General features: G+C 72.6%; 23 protein-coding genes and 2 pseudogenes. 11 read left to right on the plus strand and 14 right to left on the minus strand.

Going from position 1 to position 21,998, the window contains the following annotated elements; genetic code table 11:
* Positions 1–80: 80 nt before the first annotated feature.
* Together ACFYXM_RS19375 and ACFYXM_RS19380 are read right to left on the minus strand one after the other, a co-directional pair.
* Positions 81–1,004 (minus strand): sirohydrochlorin chelatase, encoded by a 924-nt coding sequence (locus ACFYXM_RS19375; RefSeq protein ID WP_389290771.1) that lies wholly within the window; start codon positions 1,002–1,004, stop codon positions 81–83.
* 129 nt (positions 1,005–1,133) lie between these two features.
* Complete coding sequence (locus tag ACFYXM_RS19380; protein WP_389290824.1) at positions 1,134–2,111, minus strand: N-acetylglucosamine kinase; 978 nt, start codon at positions 2,109–2,111, stop codon at positions 1,134–1,136.
* 474 nt (positions 2,112–2,585) lie between these two features.
* Here ACFYXM_RS19380 and ACFYXM_RS19385 point away from each other — a divergent pair, with 474 nt between their 5' ends.
* Entirely contained in the window at positions 2,586–3,263 is a 678-nt protein-coding gene (locus ACFYXM_RS19385) for a uracil-DNA glycosylase (protein WP_389290773.1), read from the plus strand.
* 132 nt (positions 3,264–3,395) lie between these two features.
* Here ACFYXM_RS19385 and ACFYXM_RS19390 read toward each other — a convergent pair whose 3' ends face one another.
* On the minus strand, positions 3,396–4,484 hold the full coding sequence (locus tag ACFYXM_RS19390; RefSeq protein WP_389290774.1) for a WD40/YVTN/BNR-like repeat-containing protein: 1,089 nt from the start codon (positions 4,482–4,484) through the stop codon (positions 3,396–3,398).
* Between the two features lie 172 nt (positions 4,485–4,656).
* On the opposite strand from ACFYXM_RS19390, the pseudogene ACFYXM_RS19395 reads away from it, so the two are divergent.
* Positions 4,657–4,943, plus strand: a pseudogene (locus ACFYXM_RS19395) (cupin); the annotation flags it as partial.
* Here ACFYXM_RS19395 and ACFYXM_RS19400 read toward each other — a convergent pair.
* Positions 4,931–5,473 (minus strand): GNAT family N-acetyltransferase, encoded by a 543-nt coding sequence (locus tag ACFYXM_RS19400; RefSeq protein ID WP_389290776.1) that lies wholly within the window; start codon positions 5,471–5,473, stop codon positions 4,931–4,933. The pseudogene ACFYXM_RS19395 and the gene ACFYXM_RS19400 overlap by 13 nt on opposite strands.
* A gap of 120 nt (positions 5,474–5,593) precedes the next feature.
* On the opposite strand from ACFYXM_RS19400, the gene ACFYXM_RS19405 reads away from it, so the two are divergent.
* Entirely contained in the window at positions 5,594–5,974 is a 381-nt protein-coding gene (locus ACFYXM_RS19405) for a hypothetical protein (protein ID WP_389290777.1), read from the plus strand.
* A 91-nt stretch (positions 5,975–6,065) separates the two neighbouring features.
* Here the strand turns inward: ACFYXM_RS19405 and ACFYXM_RS19410 are convergent, their stop codons facing one another.
* The 7 genes from ACFYXM_RS19410 to ACFYXM_RS19440 form a co-directional block, all read right to left on the minus strand.
* The gene (locus ACFYXM_RS19410) at positions 6,066–6,245 is read right to left on the minus strand and encodes a hypothetical protein (protein ID WP_389290779.1); all 180 of its coding nucleotides are present in this window, start codon (positions 6,243–6,245) and stop codon (positions 6,066–6,068) included.
* Between the two features lie 69 nt (positions 6,246–6,314).
* Entirely contained in the window at positions 6,315–7,016 is a 702-nt protein-coding gene (locus tag ACFYXM_RS19415; protein WP_389290780.1) for an HAD family hydrolase, read from the minus strand.
* Between the two features lie 55 nt (positions 7,017–7,071).
* Complete coding sequence (locus ACFYXM_RS19420; RefSeq protein WP_389290781.1) at positions 7,072–7,929, minus strand: phosphatase PAP2 family protein; 858 nt, start codon at positions 7,927–7,929, stop codon at positions 7,072–7,074.
* Between the two features lie 32 nt (positions 7,930–7,961).
* Positions 7,962–8,897, minus strand: a complete 936-nt coding sequence (locus tag ACFYXM_RS19425; RefSeq protein ID WP_389290783.1) for a M56 family metallopeptidase — start codon at positions 8,895–8,897, stop codon at positions 7,962–7,964.
* Between the two features lie 84 nt (positions 8,898–8,981).
* Positions 8,982–9,587, minus strand: coding sequence for a DUF5134 domain-containing protein (locus tag ACFYXM_RS19430; protein WP_389290785.1), 606 nt, complete (start codon positions 9,585–9,587; stop codon positions 8,982–8,984).
* Between the two features lie 160 nt (positions 9,588–9,747).
* Positions 9,748–10,572, minus strand: a complete 825-nt coding sequence (locus ACFYXM_RS19435; RefSeq protein ID WP_389290786.1) for a phosphoenolpyruvate hydrolase family protein — start codon at positions 10,570–10,572, stop codon at positions 9,748–9,750.
* A 99-nt stretch (positions 10,573–10,671) separates the two neighbouring features.
* Positions 10,672–11,982: a Tm-1-like ATP-binding domain-containing protein gene (locus tag ACFYXM_RS19440; protein WP_389290787.1), complete on the minus strand. Its 1,311-nt coding sequence runs from the start codon at positions 11,980–11,982 to the stop codon at positions 10,672–10,674.
* A 104-nt stretch (positions 11,983–12,086) separates the two neighbouring features.
* Between ACFYXM_RS19440 and ACFYXM_RS19445 the strand changes: the two genes are divergently transcribed.
* Positions 12,087–13,502 (plus strand): PLP-dependent aminotransferase family protein, encoded by a 1,416-nt coding sequence (locus ACFYXM_RS19445; protein ID WP_389290788.1) that lies wholly within the window; start codon positions 12,087–12,089, stop codon positions 13,500–13,502.
* A gap of 226 nt (positions 13,503–13,728) precedes the next feature.
* Here ACFYXM_RS19445 and ACFYXM_RS19450 read toward each other — a convergent pair whose 3' ends face one another.
* Positions 13,729–14,115, minus strand: a complete 387-nt coding sequence (locus tag ACFYXM_RS19450) for a VOC family protein (protein WP_389290789.1) — start codon at positions 14,113–14,115, stop codon at positions 13,729–13,731.
* Positions 14,116–14,215: 100 nt separating this feature from the next.
* Here ACFYXM_RS19450 and ACFYXM_RS19455 point away from each other — a divergent pair, with 100 nt between their 5' ends.
* Positions 14,216–14,779, plus strand: a complete 564-nt coding sequence (locus ACFYXM_RS19455; RefSeq protein ID WP_389290791.1) for a GNAT family N-acetyltransferase — start codon at positions 14,216–14,218, stop codon at positions 14,777–14,779.
* On the opposite strand, the gene ACFYXM_RS19460 is transcribed toward ACFYXM_RS19455, so the two are convergent.
* On the minus strand, positions 14,780–15,463 hold the full coding sequence (locus ACFYXM_RS19460; protein WP_389290793.1) for a glycerophosphodiester phosphodiesterase: 684 nt from the start codon (positions 15,461–15,463) through the stop codon (positions 14,780–14,782). It lies immediately after the preceding gene.
* A 374-nt stretch (positions 15,464–15,837) separates the two neighbouring features.
* Between ACFYXM_RS19460 and ACFYXM_RS19465 the strand changes: the two genes are divergently transcribed.
* Genes ACFYXM_RS19465 through ACFYXM_RS19475 form a run of 3 tightly spaced genes read left to right on the plus strand, consistent with a single transcriptional unit; the run spans position 15,838 to position 19,087 of the window.
* Positions 15,838–17,235, plus strand: a complete 1,398-nt coding sequence (locus ACFYXM_RS19465) for a DUF6421 family protein (protein WP_389290794.1) — start codon at positions 15,838–15,840, stop codon at positions 17,233–17,235.
* Between the two features lie 26 nt (positions 17,236–17,261).
* A complete protein-coding gene (locus ACFYXM_RS19470) occupies positions 17,262–18,029 on the plus strand; it encodes an SDR family NAD(P)-dependent oxidoreductase (protein WP_389290795.1) in 768 nt (255 codons plus the stop codon).
* Positions 18,008–19,087: a threonine aldolase family protein gene (locus tag ACFYXM_RS19475; RefSeq protein WP_389290797.1), complete on the plus strand. Its 1,080-nt coding sequence runs from the start codon at positions 18,008–18,010 to the stop codon at positions 19,085–19,087. Before ACFYXM_RS19470 ends, ACFYXM_RS19475 begins: the two co-directional genes overlap by 22 nt.
* 467 nt (positions 19,088–19,554) lie before the next feature.
* Here the strand turns inward: ACFYXM_RS19475 and ACFYXM_RS19480 are convergent, their stop codons facing one another.
* Positions 19,555–20,277 carry a lysophospholipid acyltransferase family protein gene (locus ACFYXM_RS19480; RefSeq protein WP_389290799.1) on the minus strand — a complete coding sequence of 241 codons (723 nt, stop codon included), beginning with the start codon at positions 20,275–20,277 and terminating at the stop codon, positions 19,555–19,557.
* A gap of 220 nt (positions 20,278–20,497) precedes the next feature.
* Between ACFYXM_RS19480 and ACFYXM_RS19485 the strand changes: the two genes are divergently transcribed.
* From ACFYXM_RS19485 to ACFYXM_RS19495, 3 genes and pseudogenes are all read left to right on the plus strand, one after another.
* Positions 20,498–20,824, plus strand: coding sequence for a TlpA family protein disulfide reductase (locus tag ACFYXM_RS19485; protein WP_389290800.1), 327 nt, complete (start codon positions 20,498–20,500; stop codon positions 20,822–20,824).
* 195 nt (positions 20,825–21,019) lie between these two features.
* A complete protein-coding gene (locus ACFYXM_RS19490; RefSeq protein ID WP_389290802.1) occupies positions 21,020–21,526 on the plus strand; it encodes a flavin reductase family protein in 507 nt (168 codons plus the stop codon).
* 305 nt (positions 21,527–21,831) lie between these two features.
* Positions 21,832–21,998 (plus strand): annotated as a pseudogene (locus tag ACFYXM_RS19495) (electron transfer flavoprotein subunit beta); the annotation flags it as partial.

Here is a 21,998-nt window from a genome sequence, read left to right on the forward strand (position 1 = left end):
GCCGGCCCGGTCCGGTTCCTCCGGACCCGGCCGGCCGTCGGGAACGAACGGCGACCCCGGGCAGCGCACCCGGCCCCGGCTCAGTGCGCCGGGGCGCCCTGCGGCACGGCCGGCGTGATGCCGAGCGCGGACATGTACATCGACAGTACGAGCTTGCCGATCGCCGGGTAGGCGCCGAGCGGCTCCGCCGCCGCGCAGCCCGCCTCCTTCGCGGCGATGTCGAGCAGACCTTCGGGCACCTCGGGGCCGACGAGGTACGGGGCCAGCGCCAGCTGCGCCGAGCCCGAGCTCGTCAGCTGTTCGGCCACCGACGCGACGGACCCGTCCACGTCGAGCGCCGCGGCCATCACGGGGACCGCCAGCCGGGCGGCGAGCAGCATGCCGGTGATCCCGGCCGCCTGCACGGCCTCCTCTCCGCCCACCGTGGCCAGCACGATGCCGTCGGCCGCCGTCGCCACGGTGAACAGCCGCGCGCGGTCGGCGCGGGCCAGGCCGGCCTCGGACAGCCGGACGTGGAGCGCCTCCGCGAGCAGCGGGTGCGGGCCGAGCACGTCCGTCAGCTCCACCTGCGTGCCGCTGTCCATCACGGCCTGCCGTATCTGCCTGATCAGCGCGCTGTCCGGCCCCGCGAGCAGCGGCACCACCACGCCCGACGGGCCCTCGGGGTCGGCGACCTCGCGACCCGCGGCCCGCGCCTGCTCGACGCGCGCGACGCGCTCGGCGGCGTTCTGGGCGAGGACGGACGAGAGCGTGGGAAACTCGGCGTCGTCGCCGTCGAGGTAGCCGATCAGGGCGTTCAGACCGGGCAGCTCGGAACGGGCGATGCTGATCACTTCCTCGGCCAGGCTGCGCGTGGCCGAGGAAGGGGCACCGGGGACGGCGAGAACGAGCGCCGCGGCGCCCTCGGGTGCGACCACGGGCTCCGGGCGGCGGTGCCGTCCGGACTGGCGAGGTCGCGGCATTCGTACAGGCAGGCCGGAAGCGGGCCCAGTGGGGGTGCTCATGGCGCCGCATGCTACTGGCTTCGAGTGTCTCCCCGTTCGGGGAGGGCCCAGTCGGGCGCCATCTGTCCGCTTTTATCCGATGAGAGGCTTACCGGCTGACCGTCCCGTTCTGTCGGTGCCTGTTCGAGGTCATTGCGCAGGCCCGTCGCCGCGTACGCACAACAGCGTCGGATGGCGGGGCAGCCGCAGATCCCCGTCGGCCGCCGCCCGTGCCATGGACAGGGCGCCGGTCAGCGGATCACCCGAACCGGGGACCGCCCGGGCCTGTGGAACCTGCCGGGACAGCTCCTCGCGCAGCGGCACGAGCAGCGGATCGCCCATTCGGAACAGGCCGCCCGTCAGGGCCACTTCGTACGGTCCGCCGTCGGCTCCGGCCTCGGGGCACACGGCCGCGGCCGCCGCCGCGATGTGCCCGGCGGCCTCCCGCAGAATGCCCGCCGCGACCGGGTCGTGACCGGCGCAGACGGCGACCTCGGGCGCGAACGAGGCCAGCACGGCGGGCCGGTCGGTGCGCGGATACAGCCGCCCCGGGAGCTCCGGCGCGGGCCCGAACACCGCCTCCAGCCGGGCCAGCAGCGCGGCGGACCCGCCGCGGCGTCCGTCGTACGCGCGCATGGCGGCGTCGAGACCGGCCCGCCCGATCCAGGCACCGCCGCCGCTGTCGCCCAGCAGATGCCCCCAGCCGTCGGCCCGGTGCCAACGCGTCAGGTCCGTGCCCAGCGCGATCAGGCCCGTGCCCGCCGCCACGACCGCGCCGGGACGCTGTCCCACCGCGCCGGCGTACGCGGTCACCGCGTCGGCGGCGAGAGCCAGCAGCCGGACCCCGAGCGCGCGTTCCAGGGCCGCGGGCAGCTCGGCGCGCAACCGCCCGCCGAGCGTGGCCATCCCGGCGGCGCCGATCGCCACCGCGGCGATCCCGGAGCCGGGGCGAGCGCCCTGTCCCTCCAGCAAGTGGCGGGCGGCGGGCAGTAGTTGCTCCAGCAGGTGATCCGCGTCGATCCCCTCCGGACCGGTCCGCACCGGCTCGCCGCAGACCGCGGTGTCCAGGGCGCCGGACGCGTCCACGCCGCCCAGCGCCACCCGCAGCCCGGAGCCGCCGGAGTCCACGCCGAGCACGAAGGGGCCCGGCGCACCCGCCCCTGCGGCCGTCCCCGTGGTCGCCTTCGTCCCGGTCGCCTTCGTCCTGGTCGCTCCCTGTGCCTCCGTCGCTCCGGAAGGCGTGTCCGTCCCCGCCGTCATGACCGCCTCCAGGGGGCGTGACGCGCATCGCCGCTCACCGGCGGACGCCTGTGTGACCTCATGGACCGGCTCCAGTGCGAGGAGGAACGAGGAATGACGGCGGCAGCCTATCCCGACCGCCGCGAGCCGCCCGAGGCGGAACCGGTCGTACGGCGGATCTCCGCGGGCCGGGCGGTCGGCCCGGGAACCGCGATGCGAGGGAGGGACGGAAACCGCGAGGAGGGGGGTTTGGAGCGGGTGGACCGGGAGCCGGAGGGCGGGAAGCCGGGCACGGAAGTCCGGAGGTGGGAGCTGTCAACAGGGAGCGGGGGAGTGTCGGCTACGCCGGTAGAGTGATGTTCCGTGGCACCACGACCCTTGAATGAAGTAGTCGAGCCCGGCTGGGCCGAGGCCCTGGCCCCCGTGGCCGGACGCATCGCCGAGATGGGCGATTTCCTCCGGGCGGAGATCGCGGCCGGTCGCACCTATCTGCCCGCCGGCGCGAACGTCCTGCGCGCCTTCCAGCAGCCCTTCGACGAGGTGCGCGTCCTGATCGTCGGTCAGGATCCCTACCCCACACCGGGAATGGCCATGGGGCTGAGCTTCTCGGTGGCCCCCGAGGTCCGTCAACTGCCCGGCAGCCTGGAGAACATCTTCCGGGAACTCCACACGGACCTGGGACTGCCGCGCCCGTCCAACGGCGATCTGACGCCCTGGACGCGTCAGGGCGTGCTGCTGCTGAACAGGGCGCTCACCACGGCGCCCCGCAAGCCGGGCGCGCACCGCGGCAAGGGCTGGGAGGAAGTGACCGAGCAGGCCATCCGTGCCCTGGCCGCGCGCGGCAAGCCCCTGGTGTCCGTGCTGTGGGGGCGCGACGCCCGCAACCTGCGGCCGTTCCTCGGCGACTTCCCGGCGATCGAGTCCGCCCACCCCTCGCCCATGTCCGCGGACCGGGGATTCTTCGGCTCGCGCCCCTTCAGCCGTACCAACGAGCTGCTGCTCCGCCAGGGGGCCCAGCCGGTGGACTGGCAACTGCCGTGACCGGACGCCCGCCGTCGGGGACCTTCCGGCGACGGGCCTCCCGGCCGAGGGGCTCCGCGCACGACCCCGTTGCGTATCCGGCCCTCCCGGGGCCGACCGCGCGTCTCCGCGGGCGGCTCCCTCCGGCGGTCGTCACCGGCCGACCACCGCCGCCCGGACGCAGAGCACGTCCGGCAGGTGGGAGGCGAGCTGCCGCCAGCTGTCCCCGTCGTCCGCACTCGCGTACACCTCGCCGTTGCGGTTGCCGAAGTACACCCCGGCCGGGTCGGCGTCGTCGGTGCAGAGCGCGTCGCGCAGCACCGTGCCGTAGTGCGCTTCCTCGGGCAGCCCCGCCGACAGCGGCTCCCAGGTGCCGCCCGCATTCCCGGTGCGGAACACCCGGCAACGGTGCTCGGCCGGCACCCGGTCGACGTCGGCGTTGATCGGGAAGACGTAGGCGGTGTCCGCGCGATGCGGATGCGCCGCCATGGCGAAACCGAAGTCGGAGGGCAGGGAGCCGCCGATGTCCGTCCAGTGGTCCCCGGAGTCGTCGCTCCGGAACACGCCCCAGTGGTTCTGGAGATAGAGCCGGTCGAGATCGACCGCGTCCCGGGCCACCTTGTGCACGCACTGCCCGAACACCGGATCCGGTCCGGGGAGGAAGGACGCCGACACCCCCTTGTTGGCCGGGGCCCAGCTCGCCCCGCCGTCCCTGGTGCGGAAGACCCCGGCCGCGGACACCGCGACCGTCACGGCCCCGGCGTCCCTCGGATCCGTCAGCACGGTGTGCAGCCCCTCGCCGCCCCCGCCCGGCACCCACGCGGAGCGCGTCGGATGCTCCCACAGCGGGCGGATCAGTTCGAAGGACACACCGCCGTCCCGGGAGCGGAAGAGCGCGGCCGGCTCCGTCCCCGCGTACACGACGTCCGGCGCCTCGGCCCCCGCCGGCTGCAGCTGCCAGACCCGCTCCAGCGAGGTGCCGGTGAACTGCGGGAATTTCACGGCCGGTTGCTCGGGTTGGATCCAGCTGCGGCCCAGGTCGTCGGAGTGGAAGACGGACGGACCCCAGTGCGCGCTGTCCCCGCCGACCAGCAGCCGGGGCACCCGGCCGCGCGTGTCGATCGCGATCGAGGAGATCGCCTGGGCGTTGAAATGCGGACCGTCGAACTCCCACTCGCCACCGCGTCGGCGGCCGATGAAGAGTCCCTTGCGGGTGCCCACGGTGAGCAGTACGTCGGCCATGGCCGAACCTCCCGAAACGCCGTTCTGCCGGATACGCGCAAGTCTGCACCCCTACGTCGGCGCAACCCCGCAGGGTGATTCCCGGCGATCCGCCCCTGCCGCTTCCCGGCCGGTGCGGGACATGCGGAAAGCGCTTTCCCGGCGCCGTGACCGACACACCGAAAAGGAGTACGCGTGTCGACTTCCCGCCGAAGGGTCCGATGCGGAGCGGGGGCGGGCCGCGTTCGCCCGCCGGGCCGTCGAGGCCGGTGACCCCGGTCCCCTCGCCGCCTTCCACCGGGCCGCCGCCGCACTCGTGCGGCCGATGGCCGGGGAGTGGCGGCGGCGACCGGGGACCGGCTCGACGCCCTGGCGCCCGGCGACGGCGGATATCTCGCCGCCACCGGCGCGCACGCCGAACGGCCTCTTGCCCGCGGCAGGTTCGGTATGTGCGGCCGACTGGACGTCTACAGCGGCTGACCGGCCGCCGCTTCCGGCGCCTCGCCGGCGGCGGACCGGGTCAGTACCCGGGTCGTGCCGCCGTCGTCCTCCGTGATGTCCCGGACGTACCGGAACCCGAGCCGGTCCAGCAGCACCAGGGACGCGGTGTTCTCGGCGGCCACCGTGGCATGCACCTCGGTGAGGCCGAGGACGTCGTGCCCGTACGCGATCAGTGCCCGTGCGATCTCGGTGCCGAAACCGCGCCCCCACGCGTCCGGCACCAGCGCGTACACGAGCTCGTGACCGGACACCTCCTCGGTGGGCTTGATCTCCGCGTGTCCTATCAGGCGGCCGTCGTGCCGCACCGCCCATACGTCGAACAGTTCCTGCGCGTACACCTTGCTGAAGACGCGCTGGAACATGGCGCGGTCCTCGGCCTCGGATTTCGTCCCGTCGCCCATCCACCGGGAGACCCGGGTGTCCTGGAAGAGCTCGACGAAGGCCTCTTCGTCGGCGGGGGAGTACGGCTCCAGAATCAGCCGTTCGGTGTTCAGGGTGGGTGTCGCCATGTGTGGGACGGTATGCGAGCCCGGACCGGTCGGCAACGCAATTGATCTACGGGCGGACCGGCGGGAAGGTTCGCCCGGCACGGGACGGGCGAGCAGGTCGTACAGGAGGAGTGCGGAGCGATGACGACTGGTGTCGAGGACCGTGACGGGCGCGTCGCGACCCTGGAGGTGGCCCCGGCCGGGACGAGGGTCGGTATCAGGGCCGCGGCGCCGTCGGGGGAGCTGTCCCTGGTCTGCACCCCCGCCCGCGCCCGGGAGCTGGCGGCGGCCCTCGCCCTCGCGGCGGACCGGGCCGAGGCCGCGGCAGTGTCGGAGCCCGTCGCCGTCCGCGCGCGGGAGCTGCGCCGGGGGGACGTGAGGGACGGCGACCGGGTCATGACGGTGGAGGCCGTCAGGGTCGTCGGGGAGACCGTCCATGTCACCTGGACGTCGGATGCCGGGCGCAGCTGGACCCAGGGGTACGACGCGGACGCCGCCATCGTGCTCCGGCGGCGCGACTGACCGTCGCGTCGACCGGGACGGGCGGTGCGGCAGCCCCGCTCCGCCGACGGACGGTGGGGGCGGTGCGGTCGGGGCGGAGCGCACGGCGGCGTCACGCGGCGGGCCTGGAACTCCCGCCCGTCACCGCCGCCCACTCCACCAGCAGCCGCTGGTACTGCTCCTCGTCCTCCGGGGACAGGCGGCCGCCCGAACGCTGCCACAGGTCACGAATGTCTTTGTTCACCACGGCGGCGGTGCGCGTGGAATCGGAGGGGCACGGAGAGCGGGACATGCATACAGGCTAAAGCCCTGATGTGAAAATCCGACCCATTGTGCGTCAGGGACATCCCTCACATGTTCTTCAGCCGGCGCCCGGCACCAGTCCGAGTTCCCGCAGCCCGTCCGGCCGCTCCTCCACCGGCAGATGGCGCACGAACCGCACGTCACAGCCCAGCGCCGCCGCCCCGCCGTCCGCGCGGCGGTCGTCACCGACCATCACCACATCCGCCGGATCCAGCTCCAGAAGTGTGCATGCCGTGTGGAAGAGACGTGCGTCCGGCTTCTGGACGCCGTGCTCGTACGACAGCACGTAGGCGTCGATCAGGGGGGCCAGGCCGTGCGCCCTGAAGACCGGTCGCAGGTCCCAGCCGATGTTGCTGACCACACCGACGCGGGTGCCGCCCTCGCGCAGCGCGCCGAGCACCTCCGCCGCGTCCGGGTACGGCCGCCAGGCGGCGGGCGTTCTCTGCCGTTCGTACAGCCCGTCGTACAGCCCGGGGTCGGGCAGCTCCACCTGCCGGGCCAGGGCGGTGTACGCCCGCCGGTGGAGCTCCGCACTCTCGTCACGGGCGGCCCACAGCCCGGCCAGCTCGTCGGGCACCCGCAGGGGAGGCGGACCGCCCGGCAGCGCCCCGGCCGCCTCCAGTTCCCGTGCGCACCGCTCGAACTCGTCCTCGCCCATCGGCACCGCGCGCTCGGCGAGGGCGGCGCGCAGCCAGGACCGGACCGGTTCGATACGGAAGAGGGTCCCGGAGAAGTCGAAGAGCACACCCTTGATTCGCATGAGGGCGATCCTTTCCGGTTCAGGAACGCCGGGGCAAGGCCGCCCTTCCGCGCCGCTAGGGCGTGTTTCGAAAGTCCCGTCCGGCCCGCGGCGTCTGGCACGGCGCCTCGCCACGTCGTCGGGATCGTCCACGTACGCCCCGTACGAGGACGCCCCTCCGCCTTGCGATGCACCGCACCAGACGCCGCGGGCCCCGCCCTTCGGGCGGACGACGCCACTTTCGAAACACGCCCTCGTACCGGCCCCGCCGCTCGTACCTGTCGAACTCGGCGACGCAGAACCCGGCCAGGGCCGCCCCCAGCAGCCAGCCGCCCAGCACATCGCTCATCCAGTGCACCCCCAGGTAGAGCCGGGTGACGCCGACCCCGACAACCGAGACCACCGCCACGGCCAGTGCCGCCCGCCACACCGGCCGGCCGGGACCGCTTCGGCGCAGCAGCCACAGCAGCAGGGCGCAGCTCACCATCGCGGTCATCGCATGACCGGACGGGAACGCCGCGTAGTGGGCAGAATCCACCGGATCCGGCCACCGGGGGCGCTGACGTCCGACCGCGGACTTCAGCCCCTGCTGCAGGACGGCGCACAGCACGCTCGTCACGGCGACCCACCCCGCGAGCACGCGCTCCCCGCGCCACCACAGCGCCACCACGGCCACCGCGATCAGCGCGCGCATGGTCCACGGATCCCACACCCAGTCGGTCAGGATCCGGTTCACATGCACGAGACCGGGTTCCGTCACCGCCCTGCGGTGCAGGGCCCGCGCGACCGAGAGGTCCGCCGCCATCAGCGGCGACCAGCGCACGGCGACCAGGACCAGCAGGACCACGGCGGCAGCGGCGCAGGCTACGGCCGCGCCGAACGGTGTGACGAAGCAACGCGCACGGGGCGGCGGAGCAGGAGACCGGGAGGGCATGAGGCGATCTTCGCGGAAAGCCCCTGTCCCGGCTATCGCAGCGCGCTGAGCCCCGGGACGAAAGCCACCAGGAGCGGAATCACCGGCACCAGGGCGGCCGCCGCGGTCAGTCGCAGCCGACGGCCCGCGGTGAGCCGTTCCACCGGAGTCAGCAACCGGTTCACCCGCAGCGGCAGTTGGGCGTCGGCGGCGGGGGACGGGCCGAACACCCCCCGGTCCTCGTTGAGTTCCACCAGCGCCAGGGCGATCGTCAGCCGCCCGAACCGCTTCGACGCCACGTCGTCCGCGGCCAGTTCGATTAGCCGGTGCATCTCGTCGCGGAAGGCGGCGAACACCGGGACCTGCGGGAAACCGGTGGCCAGCGCGTCGGAACAATGCAGCAGCCAGTCGTGCCGGGCCTTCGCGTGTCCCTGCTCATGGGCCAGCACCGCATCGAGCTGACGCCCCTTCAGGCGGCCGAGCGCCCCGGTGGTGATGACCAGCTGCGGCGCCGCGCCCGGAAGCCACCAGGCACCGGGACGCTCGCCCTCCAGCACGACGAGCCGCCCGCTGCCGGGCTCCTCCCCGGGCAACAGCGGGGAACGCACCAGCAGTTCGGCCCTGCGCCGACGTCGGCGCACCCGGGCCCGGCCCACCTCGCGGGCCAGCATCGCCGCCGTCCACACCCCGCCCAGCGCCAGCAGCACGGCCATGGCCGCGGACCACCGGCCGTGGTCTCCCAGCGCGTACGCCTCCACCACGGCCCGCGGCGCCGGAGCGAACACGTGCCCGCGCACCGCCTGCCAGGCCGCGGCCGCGCTGAACGTCATGGACAGTGCGAAGGACAACAGCACCCCGGCCACCACGCACTGCCACACCCACAGCGCGACCACCGGCTCCCGCTCCCGCCACCGGGCCCGCGCCATCAGGCGCGGGGTCACGACAGCGGCCAGTGCACCGAGCGACAGCAGTGCGAGGGAGACCAACATGGCGTCAGCCTATGGGCGTCGAGGTGCCCGCGATATGCCCACGCACGGCAAGTGACGCACGCCACGGTTTGTCCCACGCGCCCCTCATACGGTGAGCAGCATCGCGAACATGGCGATCCCCATCGTCATCCGGCAGGCGAGAGCGAGCTCCGGCCGTGCCGCCCGGCCGGACCCGTCCCCGGCCGGTCCGCCGACTCCGTTCCCGGCCGGTCCGCCGCCCGCGGCCACCGGTATCAGCCGGGTCCCCGCCCGCAGTACATAGGCCGCGAAGTAGGCCAGCAGCAGCCCGGTCAGCAGGGGTATGCCCCCGGCCGCGGCGGCCATGGCGTGATCCGCGTGCCCGCCGTGACCGGCCGCGCCCCCGCCGCCCGGTGCCATCGTCAACGCCATGTAGACCATCGCCGACGACCCGACCAGATGGTGCAGATGGTGCCCGCCGCGCCGGGAGAACCACAACGCGCGCACCGAGGCCGCGCCGAACAGCACGGCGTACACCGCCCACCCCCACGCGGGCGGTGTCATCACGGCCGTCGGCACCGCCATGGCGGCCATGCCGAATCCCATCAGCGCCTCCGCGCGCGCCGCCCTGCGCCTCTCACCGGTCTCGCCGCGCGCACGCAGCAGGCAGTACGCGCCCGTCAGCGCGCACAACGCCATCAGCAGCCAGCCGGACATCGCCGGTCCGTGCACAGCGCACCCCCTGGACGCACGAGTCGGTCCCTTGGGTCGATGCCCGGGCACGGAACGTCGTACGCGGCGCACGGGAGTACACGGGGAGCGCGCGGCGGAGCGTTCCCCGCCGCGCGCCCTGCCGCCCCGGTCCGGGCCCACCCCTTCCTTGCCCGTTCGATCAGCCGATCGTGAGCGACTTGAAGGCGCGGGCCTGTTCCGTGATGGCGCGTTCGGTGGGGAGCCGTTCCATGGAGGAGGCGCCGAAGAACCCGGCGATGCCCTTGGTGTGCTCCAGGACGTAGCGCGCGTCCTCGGGCTCGGCGATGGGCCCGCCGTGGCAGAGCACGATGATGTCGGGGTTGACGCGCTTGGCGGCGTCGTGCATCTCCTGCACGGCCGTCGCGGCCTGATCGAGCGTGAGGGCGGTGGCGGCGCCGATGGACCCCTTGGTGGTGAGTCCGACGTGGGGGACCAGGACGTCCGCGCCGGCCCGCGCCATGTCGGCGGCCTGCTCGGGATCGAAGACGTAGGGCGCGGTGAGCAGATCGCGCTCGTGGGCCTGGCGGATCATGTCGACCTCCAGGCCGAAGCCCATGCCGGTCTCCTCCAGGTTCTCGCGGAACTTCCCGTCGTACAGGCCGACCGTGGGGAAGTTCTGCACGCCGGTGAAACCGACGGCCTTCAGCTGGTCGAGGAAGTTGCCCATGATCCGGAACGGGTCGGTGCCGCACACTCCGGCGAGCACGGGCACGTCTCGCACCACGGGGAGGACCTCGCCCGCCATGTCCAGGACGATGGCGTTGGCGTCGCCGTAGGGCAGCAGGCCCGCCAGCGAGCCGCGGCCGGCCATCCGGTAGCGACCGGAGTTGTAGATGATCAGCAGGTCGACGCCGCCGGACTCCGCGCACTTGGCGGACAGGCCGGTGCCCGCGCCTGCGCCGATGACGGGCTTGCCGGCGCCGACCTGTGCGGTCAGGCGGGCCAGGGCTTGGTCGCGGTTCACGGAAGGACTCCTGTTCGGGTGAGATCGTTCGGGATCGGTCGGATGCGGTCGGATTCTGTCGGGCGCGCGTGACATAGGGGACGCGCGTGACATAGGTGGTCACATGGCGCGGGCACGTCGTGCGGGCTCGGACGTCGAATCGGACGTCGGTCCGGAGCGGACGCCCGTGTCCCGGTCCGCGGGGGCACAGATCAGCTGGTGGAGACGGTCGGCGGCGGCCACGGCGAAGGCCTGGTCGTTCAGATGCGCGTCCACCTCGCGCAGCTCGACGGCACTGCCCTCCAGCGCCGTGCGCAGGGCCGAGAGCCCGGCCGCATCGGCCTCCGGATCCCGGAACGGTCCGCCGGGAGCGTCCACCGCGGAGACCCCTCCCAGAGGCCACAGGACCGCCGCCGGGCCCTGAGCCGCGGCCAGCTTCCGCCCCATGTGGGTGCCGAGTTCCGTCATCTCGCCGGCGGTGGTGCGCATCAGGGTCACGGTGGGGTTGTGGACGAGGAGACGGCGCTCGGCGAAGCGTTCCGGAACCGTCTCGCGGGCGCCGAAGTTGACCATGTCCAGGGCGCCGGGGGCCACGACCTGGGGCAGCCCCGCCCGGCCCGCCGCCGTCAGCCGGTCCGGCCCGGCGCTGAGCACGCCGCCGACCAGTTCGTCCGCGAGCTCGGTGGTCGTCAGGTCCAGGACGCCCGCGAGGAACCCCCCGGCGGCGAGTTTCTCCAGGGCCCGTCCCCCCGCGCCCGTGGCGTGGAAGACCAGCACCTCGTAACCCAGCTCGTCCAGATGCCGCCGGGCGGCGTCGACCGCGGGCGTGGTCACGCCGAACATGCTGGCACCGATCAGCGGCCGTCCCTGCGGATGCGACCGGTTCACGCTCCGCTCGTGGTGGGCGGCCATCCCGGCGGCCGCCGCCACCGCGTTCCCCAGGGTCAGGGACGACACCGAGTTGATGCCCGCGACGTCGACCACGCTGTACATCATGGTGACGTCGCTGCTGCCCACGTACGGCGACACGTCCCCGCTCGCCATGGTGGAGACCAGCAGTTTCGGCACGCCGACGGGCAGTGCCTGCATGGCGCGGGCGGCGATGAACGATCCGCCGCTGCCGGCGACCGCCAGGACCGCGTGCAGCCGCCCCTCCCGGTGAAGGTCGCCGACGACCAGTTCGACGCCTTCGGCCATGGCGGTCACGGCCGCCCCACGGTCCCCGGCGGCGCGCAGCGCGTCCAGATCGTGCCCGGCGCGCCGCGCCACGGCGGCGGCGTCGACGTCACTCGCGGGGCCGTCCTGCGGCGGCGGCAGCACGCCCGCGTCGACGAGCACGACATCGCATCCCGACTCGCGCAGCCGCTCCGACAGCCACGCGTACTCCGCTCCCTTGGTGTCCAGTGTTCCGACGAGCACGACGGTCGCCATGTTCTGCTCCTTCGCAACGGCGTTCTCCCGATCATGTGCCCGCGGCCGGAGGGCGACCAAGACCACTTGAGGGCAATTGGCCTGCGCCGGGTGATGATGAACGCATGGACCGCATTCCTCCCACCCGCCTGTCGCGTTTGCTGACCGGGTGGTCCAAGGGCGGCGCGGGCGCGTTGCCGCAGCTGCTCGCCGAGGCGCTGCGGGAGCTGGCGGAGCGCGGGGACATCGCTCCCGGCACCGTGCTGCCCTCGCAACGGGCTCTCGCGACCGCGCTCGGGGTCGGCCGCTCCACGGTGACGGCCGCGTACGGGCTGCTGGAGGCCGGCGGCTGGCTGGAGAGCCGGCAGGGCAGCGGCTCCCGGCTGCGGGGATCGGGAGGCGTGGGCGAACCGGCGACCGAGGGACGGCTGGCCAGTTTCGGTACGAGGGACGACGGCATCGACCTCTCCAGCGGCGCGTTGGACGGCCTGCCGATGGTGGCGTCGGCGGCCGGATCCCTGACCGCCCGCGACCTCACCGCCGCGCTGGCCGACGACGGGTACCTGCCGTACGGGCTGCCCGAGCTGCGCGAGGCGATCGCCGGCTACCACCGTGCGGCCGGCCTGCCCACCACGCCGGAGCAGATCCTCGTCACCGCCGGGTCCCAGCAGGCCGTCTGGCTGATCACCCAGGGACTCGTCGAGCCGGGGGACACCGTGATCGTCGAGGACCCGACCTACCGCGGCGCCCTCGAAGCCCTGCGCGCCCGCGGCGCCCGGCTGGTCCCGCTGGCGGCCGACGCCTCCCACCGCGACGCCGCCGCCCTGGCCCGGCTGGCCGGGCACGTGCGCCCACGCCTCGTCTATCTGCAGCCGTCCGTCCACAACCCCACCGGGCGCAGCATGGACGAGCACACGCGCCGGGCCTGGGCGGCCGTGCTCACCGAGCAGGGCCTGTACGCCGTGGAGGACAACGCGTACGCGGAACTGGCCCTGGACCACGACAAGGCGCCCGTCTCGCTGGCCTCCCGGCTGCCGCCCGCCGGGTCCGCCACCATCGGCACCCTGTCCAAGCTGTTCTGGGGCGGTCTGCGGCTGGGCTGGATCCGCGCCTCCACGACCGTCGTCCGCCGACTGGCCGACATCAAGAGGTCCGTCGACCTGTCCTGCCCGGTGGTCGAGCAGATGCTGGCCGTGCGTCTGCTCCAGCAGCTGCCCGAGGCCCGCTCCCGGCGCCGCTCCCGGCTGCGCGAACGCCTGACGGAGACCGAACGCCTCCTGCGTGCGCAGGGGACCGGATGGCGGTGGGAACGGCCCGCCGGGGGCTCGGCCCTCTGGGTGGAGATGCCCGGCGCCGACGCCGAGGCCACGGCACAACTGGCCCGCCGTGCGGGCGTCCTGATCGTGCCGGGCCCCGCCTTCTCCGCCGTGGACGGTTTCCGGCACCACCTGCGCCTCCCGTTCGCGGACGACGACGGCGCCCTGGAGCGGGCCCTGCCCGTGCTGGTCGACTGCGCCGGACGGAGCCGCGCCCCGCGCTGAGGCCGTCCCCGTGGTCCGCGCCGCGGGAGCCGGCCGCCATGCGGCACTAGTGCTGTGACCGGGAGGGTTCACCGGCTCGCGACGCCCGGCACGGCACCTCGCGGCGTTGTCGCATCACCCGCGTACGTCCAGTACGCGGACGATGCTCCGCCTTGCGACGCACCGCACCGGACGCCGCGAGCCGGTGAACCTTCCCGGTCACAGCACTGGATGCCGACCCGGTCCCTCAGGGACGGTGGCGCAGCGGATGGTCCGCCGGGACCTCCACCACGACGATCCGGTGCCCGTCCGGGGCGCGGATCCACATCTCGACGAGCCCCCACGGTTCGCGCAGCGGCGGTCCGAGCACCTCGACCCCGCGGCCCGACAGCTCGTCGTGCGCCGCGTGCACGTCCGCGACCTGCAACCACAGCGCGAGACTCGGCACCGGCGGGCTGTCCGCGCGTCCGGACACCTCCAGGAAGCCGCCGCCGAGGAAGTAGACCGTTCCCCGCTCGGGCCCGGTCCCGAACTCCCGGTAGACGGGCAGTCCGAGCGACTCCCCGTAGAAGGCGCGGGACCGTTCGGGATCGGTGGGACGCAGCAGGATGCGGCTGCTCAGCACATGAACCATGCGGCGGACTCTATGTCTGCCCCCGCACCGCCGCCCGCCGTGCGACACCGGGTTACGCTGCTGCGGCACGTCCGCAGCAGAGGAACGGAGAATCGCCGTCATGGACATGGCCCCCACCCAGGATTCGGGACGGCTGACGTTCCGCGACGCGGCCGACGCCGATGTTCCCGTCCTCGTGGCGCTGGTCGAATCGGCGTACCGGGGCGACTCCAGCCGGGTCGGGTGGACCACCGAGGCGGACATCCTCGACGGGCGGCGGACCGACCCGGACGGCGTCCGCGAGGTCGTCGAGGCCCCCGGCAGCCGATTGCTCGTGGTGGAGCGCGACGGCACGGTCGTCGCCTGCTGCCAGCTCGAACGCCGGGGCGACGCGGCCTACTTCGGGATGTTCGCGGTCCGCCCCGACCTTCAGGGCGCCGGGCTCGGCAAGGTGGTCATCGCCGAGGCCGAACGCGCCGTCCGGGAGGACTGGGGGGCGACCGAGATGCACATGACCGTGATCTCGGTGCGGGAGGAGCTGATCGCCTGGTACGAGCGCCGCGGCTACCGCCGTACGGGAAGGACGAGCCCGTTCCCGTACGGCGACGAGCGCTTCGGCATCCCGCAGCGCGACGACCTCGTGTTCGAACTCCTGATCAAGGAACTGGTCCGGCCGGAGTGTTGATCAGGCGGTGAAGCGGACGGCGCGCCGGATCTCCGGATGGTCCGTGGTGGCGCCGTCCAGTCGCAGGGCGCGTACCAGCCGCAGATGGTCCTGGGTGTTCACCACCCAGCCGATCACCTTCAGCCCCTCGGCGTGCGCCCGCTCGACCATCTCCAGGGTGAGGCGGCGGATGTTCAGCGCCAGCGTCGCCGCACCCACCGCCTTCGCCCGCTCCACCGCATCGTCCTGCCGGCGGCTCGCGATGAGCACGGTCCTCACCCCCGGCACCAGCCGGGCGATCTCGGCGACCGCCCCGTCGTGGAACGACGAGACCTCGACCCGCTCGACGAGGCCGCGCCGCAGCATCACCTCCGCCAGCGCGCGGGCCGCCGCCGCGTCCTTGATCTCCGCCTGGAGCGGGGACCTCACGGCGTCGAGGACCTCCTCGAAGACCGGCACCCGCTCGCCCTGTCCGGCGTCGAGTTCGCGCAGTTCGGCGAGGGTCTTCTCGGCGATCGGGCCGCGGCCGTCCGTCGTGCGGTCCACGTCGGCGTCGTGCATGACAGCCAGCGCGCCGTCCTTGCTCAGGTGCAGGTCCAGTTCGATCGCGTCCATCCCGGCCCGTTCCGCGTGGACGAACGACCGCAGGGTGTTCTCCGGCTCGACACCCATCACTCCGCGATGACCGATGGTGAGAAAAGACAAGGCGACTCGCTTCCGTAGACAGTGTTCCTCCGCATGCGGCTCCTACCCGCCAGGTGCGGGGCCATCACGGCCGTCCGGCGTCCGGACGAACCGGCCGAGGCCGTACGCCGGCAGGGGAGGCGAACCGTGCCACCCGTGCGCGGGCACGCGCCGGGCGCGTGCGGGACCGCTCGGGCTTACGCGTACGAGACGAAGTGAGGCTGCGGCCGCCGGAGCCTCCGCTTCCGACGGAAGTGCTCCTTCCACGGTTTCGTGCAGGAAGAATCACGGTGACGTTGCGGGCGCGCAGGATAATTTACTGAGATCCACTTGTCTGGAGTAAGCATGCATGGATACGGTGATTTGACGCGAGGTTCTCCTGTGGAGGAAGTGTTATGACGGAAATTCTTGTGCACGACGTCGCCGCAGGAGGTATCGCTGCGGAGCAACCGGTGGTCGACCACCCCGCCTGGCCCCTCCTCAAAGACGCCGTGGAGGAGATCCGTCCCTGGCAGTCGAAGGACGGTTCCATCGACTTCGACGCGGAGGGCGCACCGTCCCGTGCGACCGCCGAGGCGACGCTGGACCGCGTGATCTCCGCGGTCGAGGAGCTCTCCCCGCTGCTCCCGCACGACGCCGCCTACCACCGCGCCCTCGTCGCCGACCTGCGCCGCTGGGCCGTGGACGGCTTCGGCGTGCCGGACTTCCTCGACTCGCTGCTCGCCTTCCAGCCCGCCGAGGGGCGTGCCGACGGGGTGCAGCACCTGGTCGTCTTCGCGATGTACACCCAGAACGGCAACCCGGACCGCAACGTCGAGGCCGTCGTGCTGCGGATGGTCTGGCCCGAGTGGCTCGCCGAGCTGGAGGCCACCCGTTACGACAACCCGCTCTTCTGCGGCATCACGTTCGAGGACTTCACCTCGGGCTACGACACCAACTCCGCGGTGCTCTTCCCGGAGACCGTCGCCGTGCGCGAGGCCCCCGAACGCTTCAGCTGGGGCGGGATCTTCTGCGACCGCGAGGCCGCCCGGTTCCGCCGGGTCACCGAGGCCGCCGTCGGCATCCTCGGCGTCGATCTGCCCGGCGACATCAGCGAGATGGTCGCGGACCAGCAGCGCTGCGAGCAGGCGTTCGTGCTCTGGGACATGATCCACGACCGCACGCACAGCCACGGCGACCTGCCCTTCGACCCCTTCATGATCAAGCAGCGGCAGCCGTTCTGGATGTACGGGCTGGAGGAGCTGCGCTGCGACCTCACCGCCTTCAAGGAGGCGGTGCAGCTGGAGGCCGACGGCTTCCCGCAGGGCCGCGACGTCCAGTACGCCGTGCTGTTCGACCGGATGTTCCGCTTCCCCGTCACCGGCGAGCGCGTACGCAACTACGACGGCCTGGGCGGACAGCTGCTCTTCGCCTACCTCCACAAGCACGACGTGATCCGCTGGACCGACAACACGCTGCGGATCGACTGGGAACGCGCCCCGCGGATCACCAACCAGCTGTGCGCCGAGATCGAGAAGCTGTACCGCGACGGCATCGACCGCCCCAAGCTCGTGCACTGGTTCGCCGCGTACGAACTCGTCTCCGCCTACCTCGCCCCGCACCCGGGCTCCCGTTGGGCGAAGGGCCCCGAGGCACTGGACCTGTCGCTGCCGCCGCGTAAGCTCGTCGACGAGGTGCTTCCGGACGAGTTTCCCCTGAGCATGTTCTATGAGGCGCTCTCCAAGAAGCTGAAGAACGTGATCGCCTCGACCAAGGGGATCACCGCCGCGGGTGCCGAGCGGGCAGCCGCGTGAGCGCCGGGGCAGAGGAGGCGGTGGCCATGAACGGGAACGGTACGGGCAACGGGAGCGGTGCCCTCGAAGGTGCCGTGGTCGCGGTCGCCGGGGCCGCCGGCCCGGCCGGCCGGGCCGCGCTGCTGAGGCTCGCGGAGGCCGGCGCGACCGTCGTGGCCTCCGACGCCGACGCGGCACGCCTGGCCGAAGCGGTCGACGCCGCGCGCTACGCCCACGGCGGAGCCACCGTCACCGGTGACACGGTCGATCTGCTGGACCTCGCCGCCACCCGCGACTGGGCGGACAAGACGGAGAAGGAGTTCGGCAGGATCGACGGTCTGGTCCACCTCGTCGGCGGCTGGCGCGGCAGCGCCGGCTTCGCCGAGACCGACCTCGCCGACTGGAACCTGCTGGAGAAGCTGCTGATCCGCACCGTCCAGCACACCTCGCTGGCCTTCCAGGCGGGACTGCAGCGCAGCGACCGCGGGCGCTACGTGCTGATCAGCGCGGCCGGGGCGAGCAAGCCCACCGCGGGAAACGCGGCCTATTCCGCGTCGAAGGCGGCCGCCGAGGCGTGGACGCTCGCCCTCGCGGACGCGTTCCGCAAGGCGGGGGGCGAGGAGGGGCCCAGGTCCGCGGCTGCGATCCTGGTGGTCAAGGCACTGGTGCACGACGCGATGCGCGCCGAGCGCCCGAATGCGAAATTCGCGGGCTTCACGGACGTCAAGGATCTGGCCGATGCCATCGTCGGCGTCTGGGACCGGCCCGCCCCGGAAGTGAACGGAAAGCGCCTGTGGCTGACCCCGCAACCGTAAGGACCGACGCGCGACGCCACCACGACCCGCGGGTACGCGGCTTCGCCAGTGACAACTACGCGGGCACGCATCCGGAGATCCTCGCGGCCATCGCCCTCGCCAACGGCGGTCACCAGATCGCCTACGGCGAGGACGAGTACACCGGGCATCTCCAGCGCGTCATGCACAGTCACTTCGGCCCCACCGCCGAAGCCTTCCCGGTCTTCAACGGAACCGGCGCCAACGTCGTCTCCCTCCAGGCGATGACCGACCGCTGGGGCGCCGTCATCTGCGCCGAGTCCGCCCACATCAACGTCGACGAGGGCGGCGCCCCGGAGCGCGTGGGCGGCCTCAAGCTGCTCACCGTCCCCACGCCGGACGGCAAGCTCACCCCCGAGCTCATCGACCGGCAGGCGTACGGCTGGGACGACGAGCACCGCGCCATGCCGCAGGTCGTGTCGATCACCCAGAACACCGAACTCGGCACGGTCTACACGCCCGACGAGATCCGCGCCATCTGCGACCACGCCCACGGCCACGGCATGAAGGTCCACCTGGACGGGGCCCGGATAGCCAATGCCGCGGCGTCGCTGGACGTGCCGATGCGCACGTTCACCAACACCGTCGGCGTCGACGTCCTGTCGTTCGGCGGCACCAAGAACGGGGCGATCTTCGGCGAGGCCGTGGTCGTGCTCGACCCGGACGCCGTGCGCGCCATGAAGCATCTGCGCAAGCTGTCGATGCAGCTCGCCTCCAAGATGCGTTTCGTCTCCGTGCAGTTGGAGGCGCTGCTCGCCGGGGACCTCTGGCTGCGCAACGCGCGGCACGCCAACGCCATGGCCCAGCGCCTGGCGGAGGGCGTGCGCGGGGTGGACGGCGTGGAGATCCTCCATCCCGTCCAGGCCAACGCCGTCTTCGCCCGACTGCCGCACGAGGTGAGCGAACGGCTCCAGCAGCGCTTCCGCTTCTACTTCTGGGACGAGGCCGCCGGGGACGTGCGCTGGATGTGCGCCTTCGACACGACCGAGGAGGACGTGGACGCGTTCGTCCTCGCGCTGAAGGAAGAGATGGCCAGGTGACGCCGTCCGAGGACACGTCACCGTCCGCAGCGGCATAGATCTGAATAGGTATGCGGTCGGCAGGAAAGCCATTGGCTCCCGGTCGACCGCGTACCTACGCTCGGCGGTCATGCAGCTGACGGATCCCCCGGCCCCGTGCACGGCCTCGTCGCGGTCCGGCTGCCCGGCCGCGACCGCTGGGACCGCCAGGACGCCCGGGGCGACAAACCCGGGGTCGACGCCCGATTCTCGCTCGACGGCGAGCGGCTGGCTGGGCCCGTCCGGCCCGAGTTCCACGAGACGGACTACCCGACGCTCCACGCGGCACCGCACCCGGCGGTGCCGAGTGCCCTGAGGTCCGCCGGGGACCGCGCCCGGCTCTGGCACGCGCTCCCCATGGAACTCCGAGCTCCCTCGCGGAACTCCGGGCCCCGACCGTCGCCGACGCCCCGGAGTGACGTTTCAGCCGGGAGCGGAGGCGACGCGTTTCAGCCCCGGGCGCGCACCTCGGCGGGGGTCGGCGCGGTGCCCCCGAGGTGAGCGGGGACCCACCAGGTGTCGCTCGCGTCCCTCGGGCGCACGGGGTAGGCGCGCTGGGCCGCTTCGAGAAGCTCCTGCACCCGCTCCCGCAGCCGCCGGGTGATGGCCCCCGCGTACTGGTCGGCGGGTGCCTCCACCGCCTCGCCCACCCGGATCGTCACGGGCAGGTGGTCGCGCTTGAAGTTGCGCGGCCGCCCCTTGGTCCACAGCCGCTGCGTGCCCCACACCGCCGTCGGGATCAGGGGCACACCGGCCTCCTGGGCCAGCCGGGCGGCCCCCGACTTGAAGCTCTTCAGCGTGAACGACTCCGAGATGGTGGCCTCGGGGAAGACACCGACGATCTCGCCGGAGCGCAGCGACGCGAGCGCGTGGGCATAGGCTTCCTCGCCCTGCTTGCGGTCCACGGGAATGTGCTTCATCCCGCGCATCAGCGGTCCGGAGATGCGGTGCCGGAAGACCGACTCCTTCGCCATGAAGCGGACGAGACGCTTCTGCGGCAGCGCGGCGAGACCGGTGAAGATGAAGTCCAGGTAGCTGATGTGATTGCTGACCAGCACAGCGCCACCGGTCTTCGGGATGTGCTCCGAACCCCGAGCGTCGATCTTCAGGTCCAGCGCCTTGAACAAGGTGCGAGCGGCGCCGATGACCGGTCGATAGACGAGTTCTGCCATCTCTGGGGAGACCCTTCTTCAGCGCCTGGGGAGGGTTCTCCCGGCGGAAGTTACGCAGCCGTAGGTTTTCGGCATCGGGCCGATCGTGCCCCATGTGCGACGCGGTGGCCAGTCCTCGCGGGCGCGGGAGGCGAGATTCTCGTCACGTGCGGCCGGCCGGGAATGTTCCGGTACCACGCGGCGCTGCCCTCTTGGGAGGCGCGACGACGGGAGGGCGAGGGTGGACGGGTGGACGCACGGGAGCGCGCTGGACGCGGCCCGACTCGGCGCGGAACTGGGTGGGAGGGCGACCTTGGTGCAGTTCTCCACCGCGTTCTGTCAGCCCTGCCGGGCCACGCGCCGAGTCCTTGCCGAGGTCACGCGCATGGTCGATGGTGTCGCCCATGTCGAGGTCGACGCGGAGGCGCGTCTCGCTCTCGTTCGTGAGCTGGGGATCACCAGGACACCGACCGTGCTGGTGCTCGACGCGGGCGGGCGGGTCGTCCGCAGGGCCGTCGGGCAGCCGCGCACCGTCGATGTCCTCGCGGCACTGGGCGAGGCGATGTGACGGACCGTGACGCATCTCCCACCTCGCGGAACGCACTTGACCAGGCCCGTCACGTATCGTCAGTCTGACGCCATGCCTCCGGAACTCCTTCTCGATGGCCCGGTCCAGGTGGACCTCGCCCGCAATGCGAGTACGCGCTGTCCAGGTGCCTGAGCACCCACGGCCCTGTACGCCTCTTCGCAGAAGGACTTCTCCATGACGGCTTCGCCCGAGCTCGGCACCGCCCGTCCGGCCTCTCCCGATCTTCTCCGCTCGGTCTTCCGGCGACACGCCGCGGGGGTTGCGGTGATCACGGCCGCGGCCGGCCGGCCCGTCGGCTTCACCGCCACCTCCCTCAATTCCGTCGCCGCCGAACCTCCGCTGGTCTCCTTCGGCGTGGGGACCTCGTCGTCCAGTTGGCCGGTCGTCTCCGAGGCGGAGCACATCGGCGTCCACATACTCGGGGAGCATCAGGAGGAGCTGGCCGCCACGTTCGCCCGCAGCGGCGCCGACCGGTTCGGCCCGTCCACCGGCTGGCGCAGCGGGCCGGAGGGGGTGCCGGTCCTCGACGGCGTGCTGGCGTGGCTGGTGTGCCGCGTGGTGGCCCGGATCCCGGCGGGTGACCACCGGATCGTGATCGCCGAGGCCGTGGTGGGGGACCCGGCCGGCGGCGGGCGCCCGCTCCTCTACCACCAGGGACGGTTCAACGCGCTGCGGGACTGAGGCGTCCGCGCGGCACACGGACGCGAACCCCGGCGGCGCAGGTGCGGCGACCCCGGCGCCGTCCCGGACGGGTTCCGGTACGGCGCCGGGGAGGGGGCCGGGCGGCGCCCCGTCGCCCCTGCCGACCCGTCGTACGTCGGCCAGATCACATTCCAAGCGCTTGCTCATACGCCACCCACTGGCTGTACTGGCTAGTAATATTACCTTCGGAGCGCGGGGCGCCCCGACCGGAAACCGCACCATCAGGCGCCTATGCTGCGTGCAACAGGGCAGCCCGGAAAAGACGATGCAGTAGGAGAGCCGGCGTGAGCTTGAGGATCGTTGTCTGTGTGAAGTATGTGCCGGATGCGACGGGTGACCGGCGTTTCTCGGATGATCTGACGGTGGACCGTGAGGATGTGGATGGTCTGTTGTCGGAGCTGGACGAGTACGCGGTGGAGCAGGCGTTGCGGATCGCGGAGGGTGCCGGTGA

Origin of the sequence: Streptomyces sp. NPDC002476, from assembly GCF_042889785.1 — a bacterium.
Classification (GTDB): Bacteria; Actinomycetota; Actinomycetes; order Streptomycetales; family Streptomycetaceae; genus Streptomyces.

Coding starts and splice junctions, on each gene's coding strand:
- ACFYXM_RS19440 (WP_389290787.1), bottom strand. CDS start 11,982: ATGGCGACCGTCGTGCTCGTCGGAACACTGGACACCAAGGGAGCGGAG.
- ACFYXM_RS19455 (WP_389290791.1), top strand. CDS start 14,216: ATGGACATGGCCCCCACCCAGGATTCGGGACGGCTGACGTTCCGCGAC.
- ACFYXM_RS19405 (WP_389290777.1), top strand. CDS start 5,594: ATGACGACTGGTGTCGAGGACCGTGACGGGCGCGTCGCGACCCTGGAG.
- ACFYXM_RS19465 (WP_389290794.1), top strand. CDS start 15,838: ATGACGGAAATTCTTGTGCACGACGTCGCCGCAGGAGGTATCGCTGCG.
- ACFYXM_RS19400 (WP_389290776.1), bottom strand. CDS start 5,473: ATGGCGACACCCACCCTGAACACCGAACGGCTGATTCTGGAGCCGTAC.
- ACFYXM_RS19425 (WP_389290783.1), bottom strand. CDS start 8,897: ATGTTGGTCTCCCTCGCACTGCTGTCGCTCGGTGCACTGGCCGCTGTC.
- ACFYXM_RS19450 (WP_389290789.1), bottom strand. CDS start 14,115: ATGGTTCATGTGCTGAGCAGCCGCATCCTGCTGCGTCCCACCGATCCC.
- ACFYXM_RS19480 (WP_389290799.1), bottom strand. CDS start 20,277: ATGGCAGAACTCGTCTATCGACCGGTCATCGGCGCCGCTCGCACCTTG.
- ACFYXM_RS19410 (WP_389290779.1), bottom strand. CDS start 6,245: ATGTCCCGCTCTCCGTGCCCCTCCGATTCCACGCGCACCGCCGCCGTG.
- ACFYXM_RS19490 (WP_389290802.1), top strand. CDS start 21,020: ATGACGGCTTCGCCCGAGCTCGGCACCGCCCGTCCGGCCTCTCCCGAT.
- ACFYXM_RS19390 (WP_389290774.1), bottom strand. CDS start 4,484: ATGGCCGACGTACTGCTCACCGTGGGCACCCGCAAGGGACTCTTCATC.
- ACFYXM_RS19470 (WP_389290795.1), top strand. CDS start 17,262: ATGAACGGGAACGGTACGGGCAACGGGAGCGGTGCCCTCGAAGGTGCC.
- ACFYXM_RS19415 (WP_389290780.1), bottom strand. CDS start 7,016: ATGCGAATCAAGGGTGTGCTCTTCGACTTCTCCGGGACCCTCTTCCGT.
- ACFYXM_RS19420 (WP_389290781.1), bottom strand. CDS start 7,929: ATGCCCTCCCGGTCTCCTGCTCCGCCGCCCCGTGCGCGTTGCTTCGTC.
- ACFYXM_RS19375 (WP_389290771.1), bottom strand. CDS start 1,004: ATGAGCACCCCCACTGGGCCCGCTTCCGGCCTGCCTGTACGAATGCCG.
- ACFYXM_RS19445 (WP_389290788.1), top strand. CDS start 12,087: ATGGACCGCATTCCTCCCACCCGCCTGTCGCGTTTGCTGACCGGGTGG.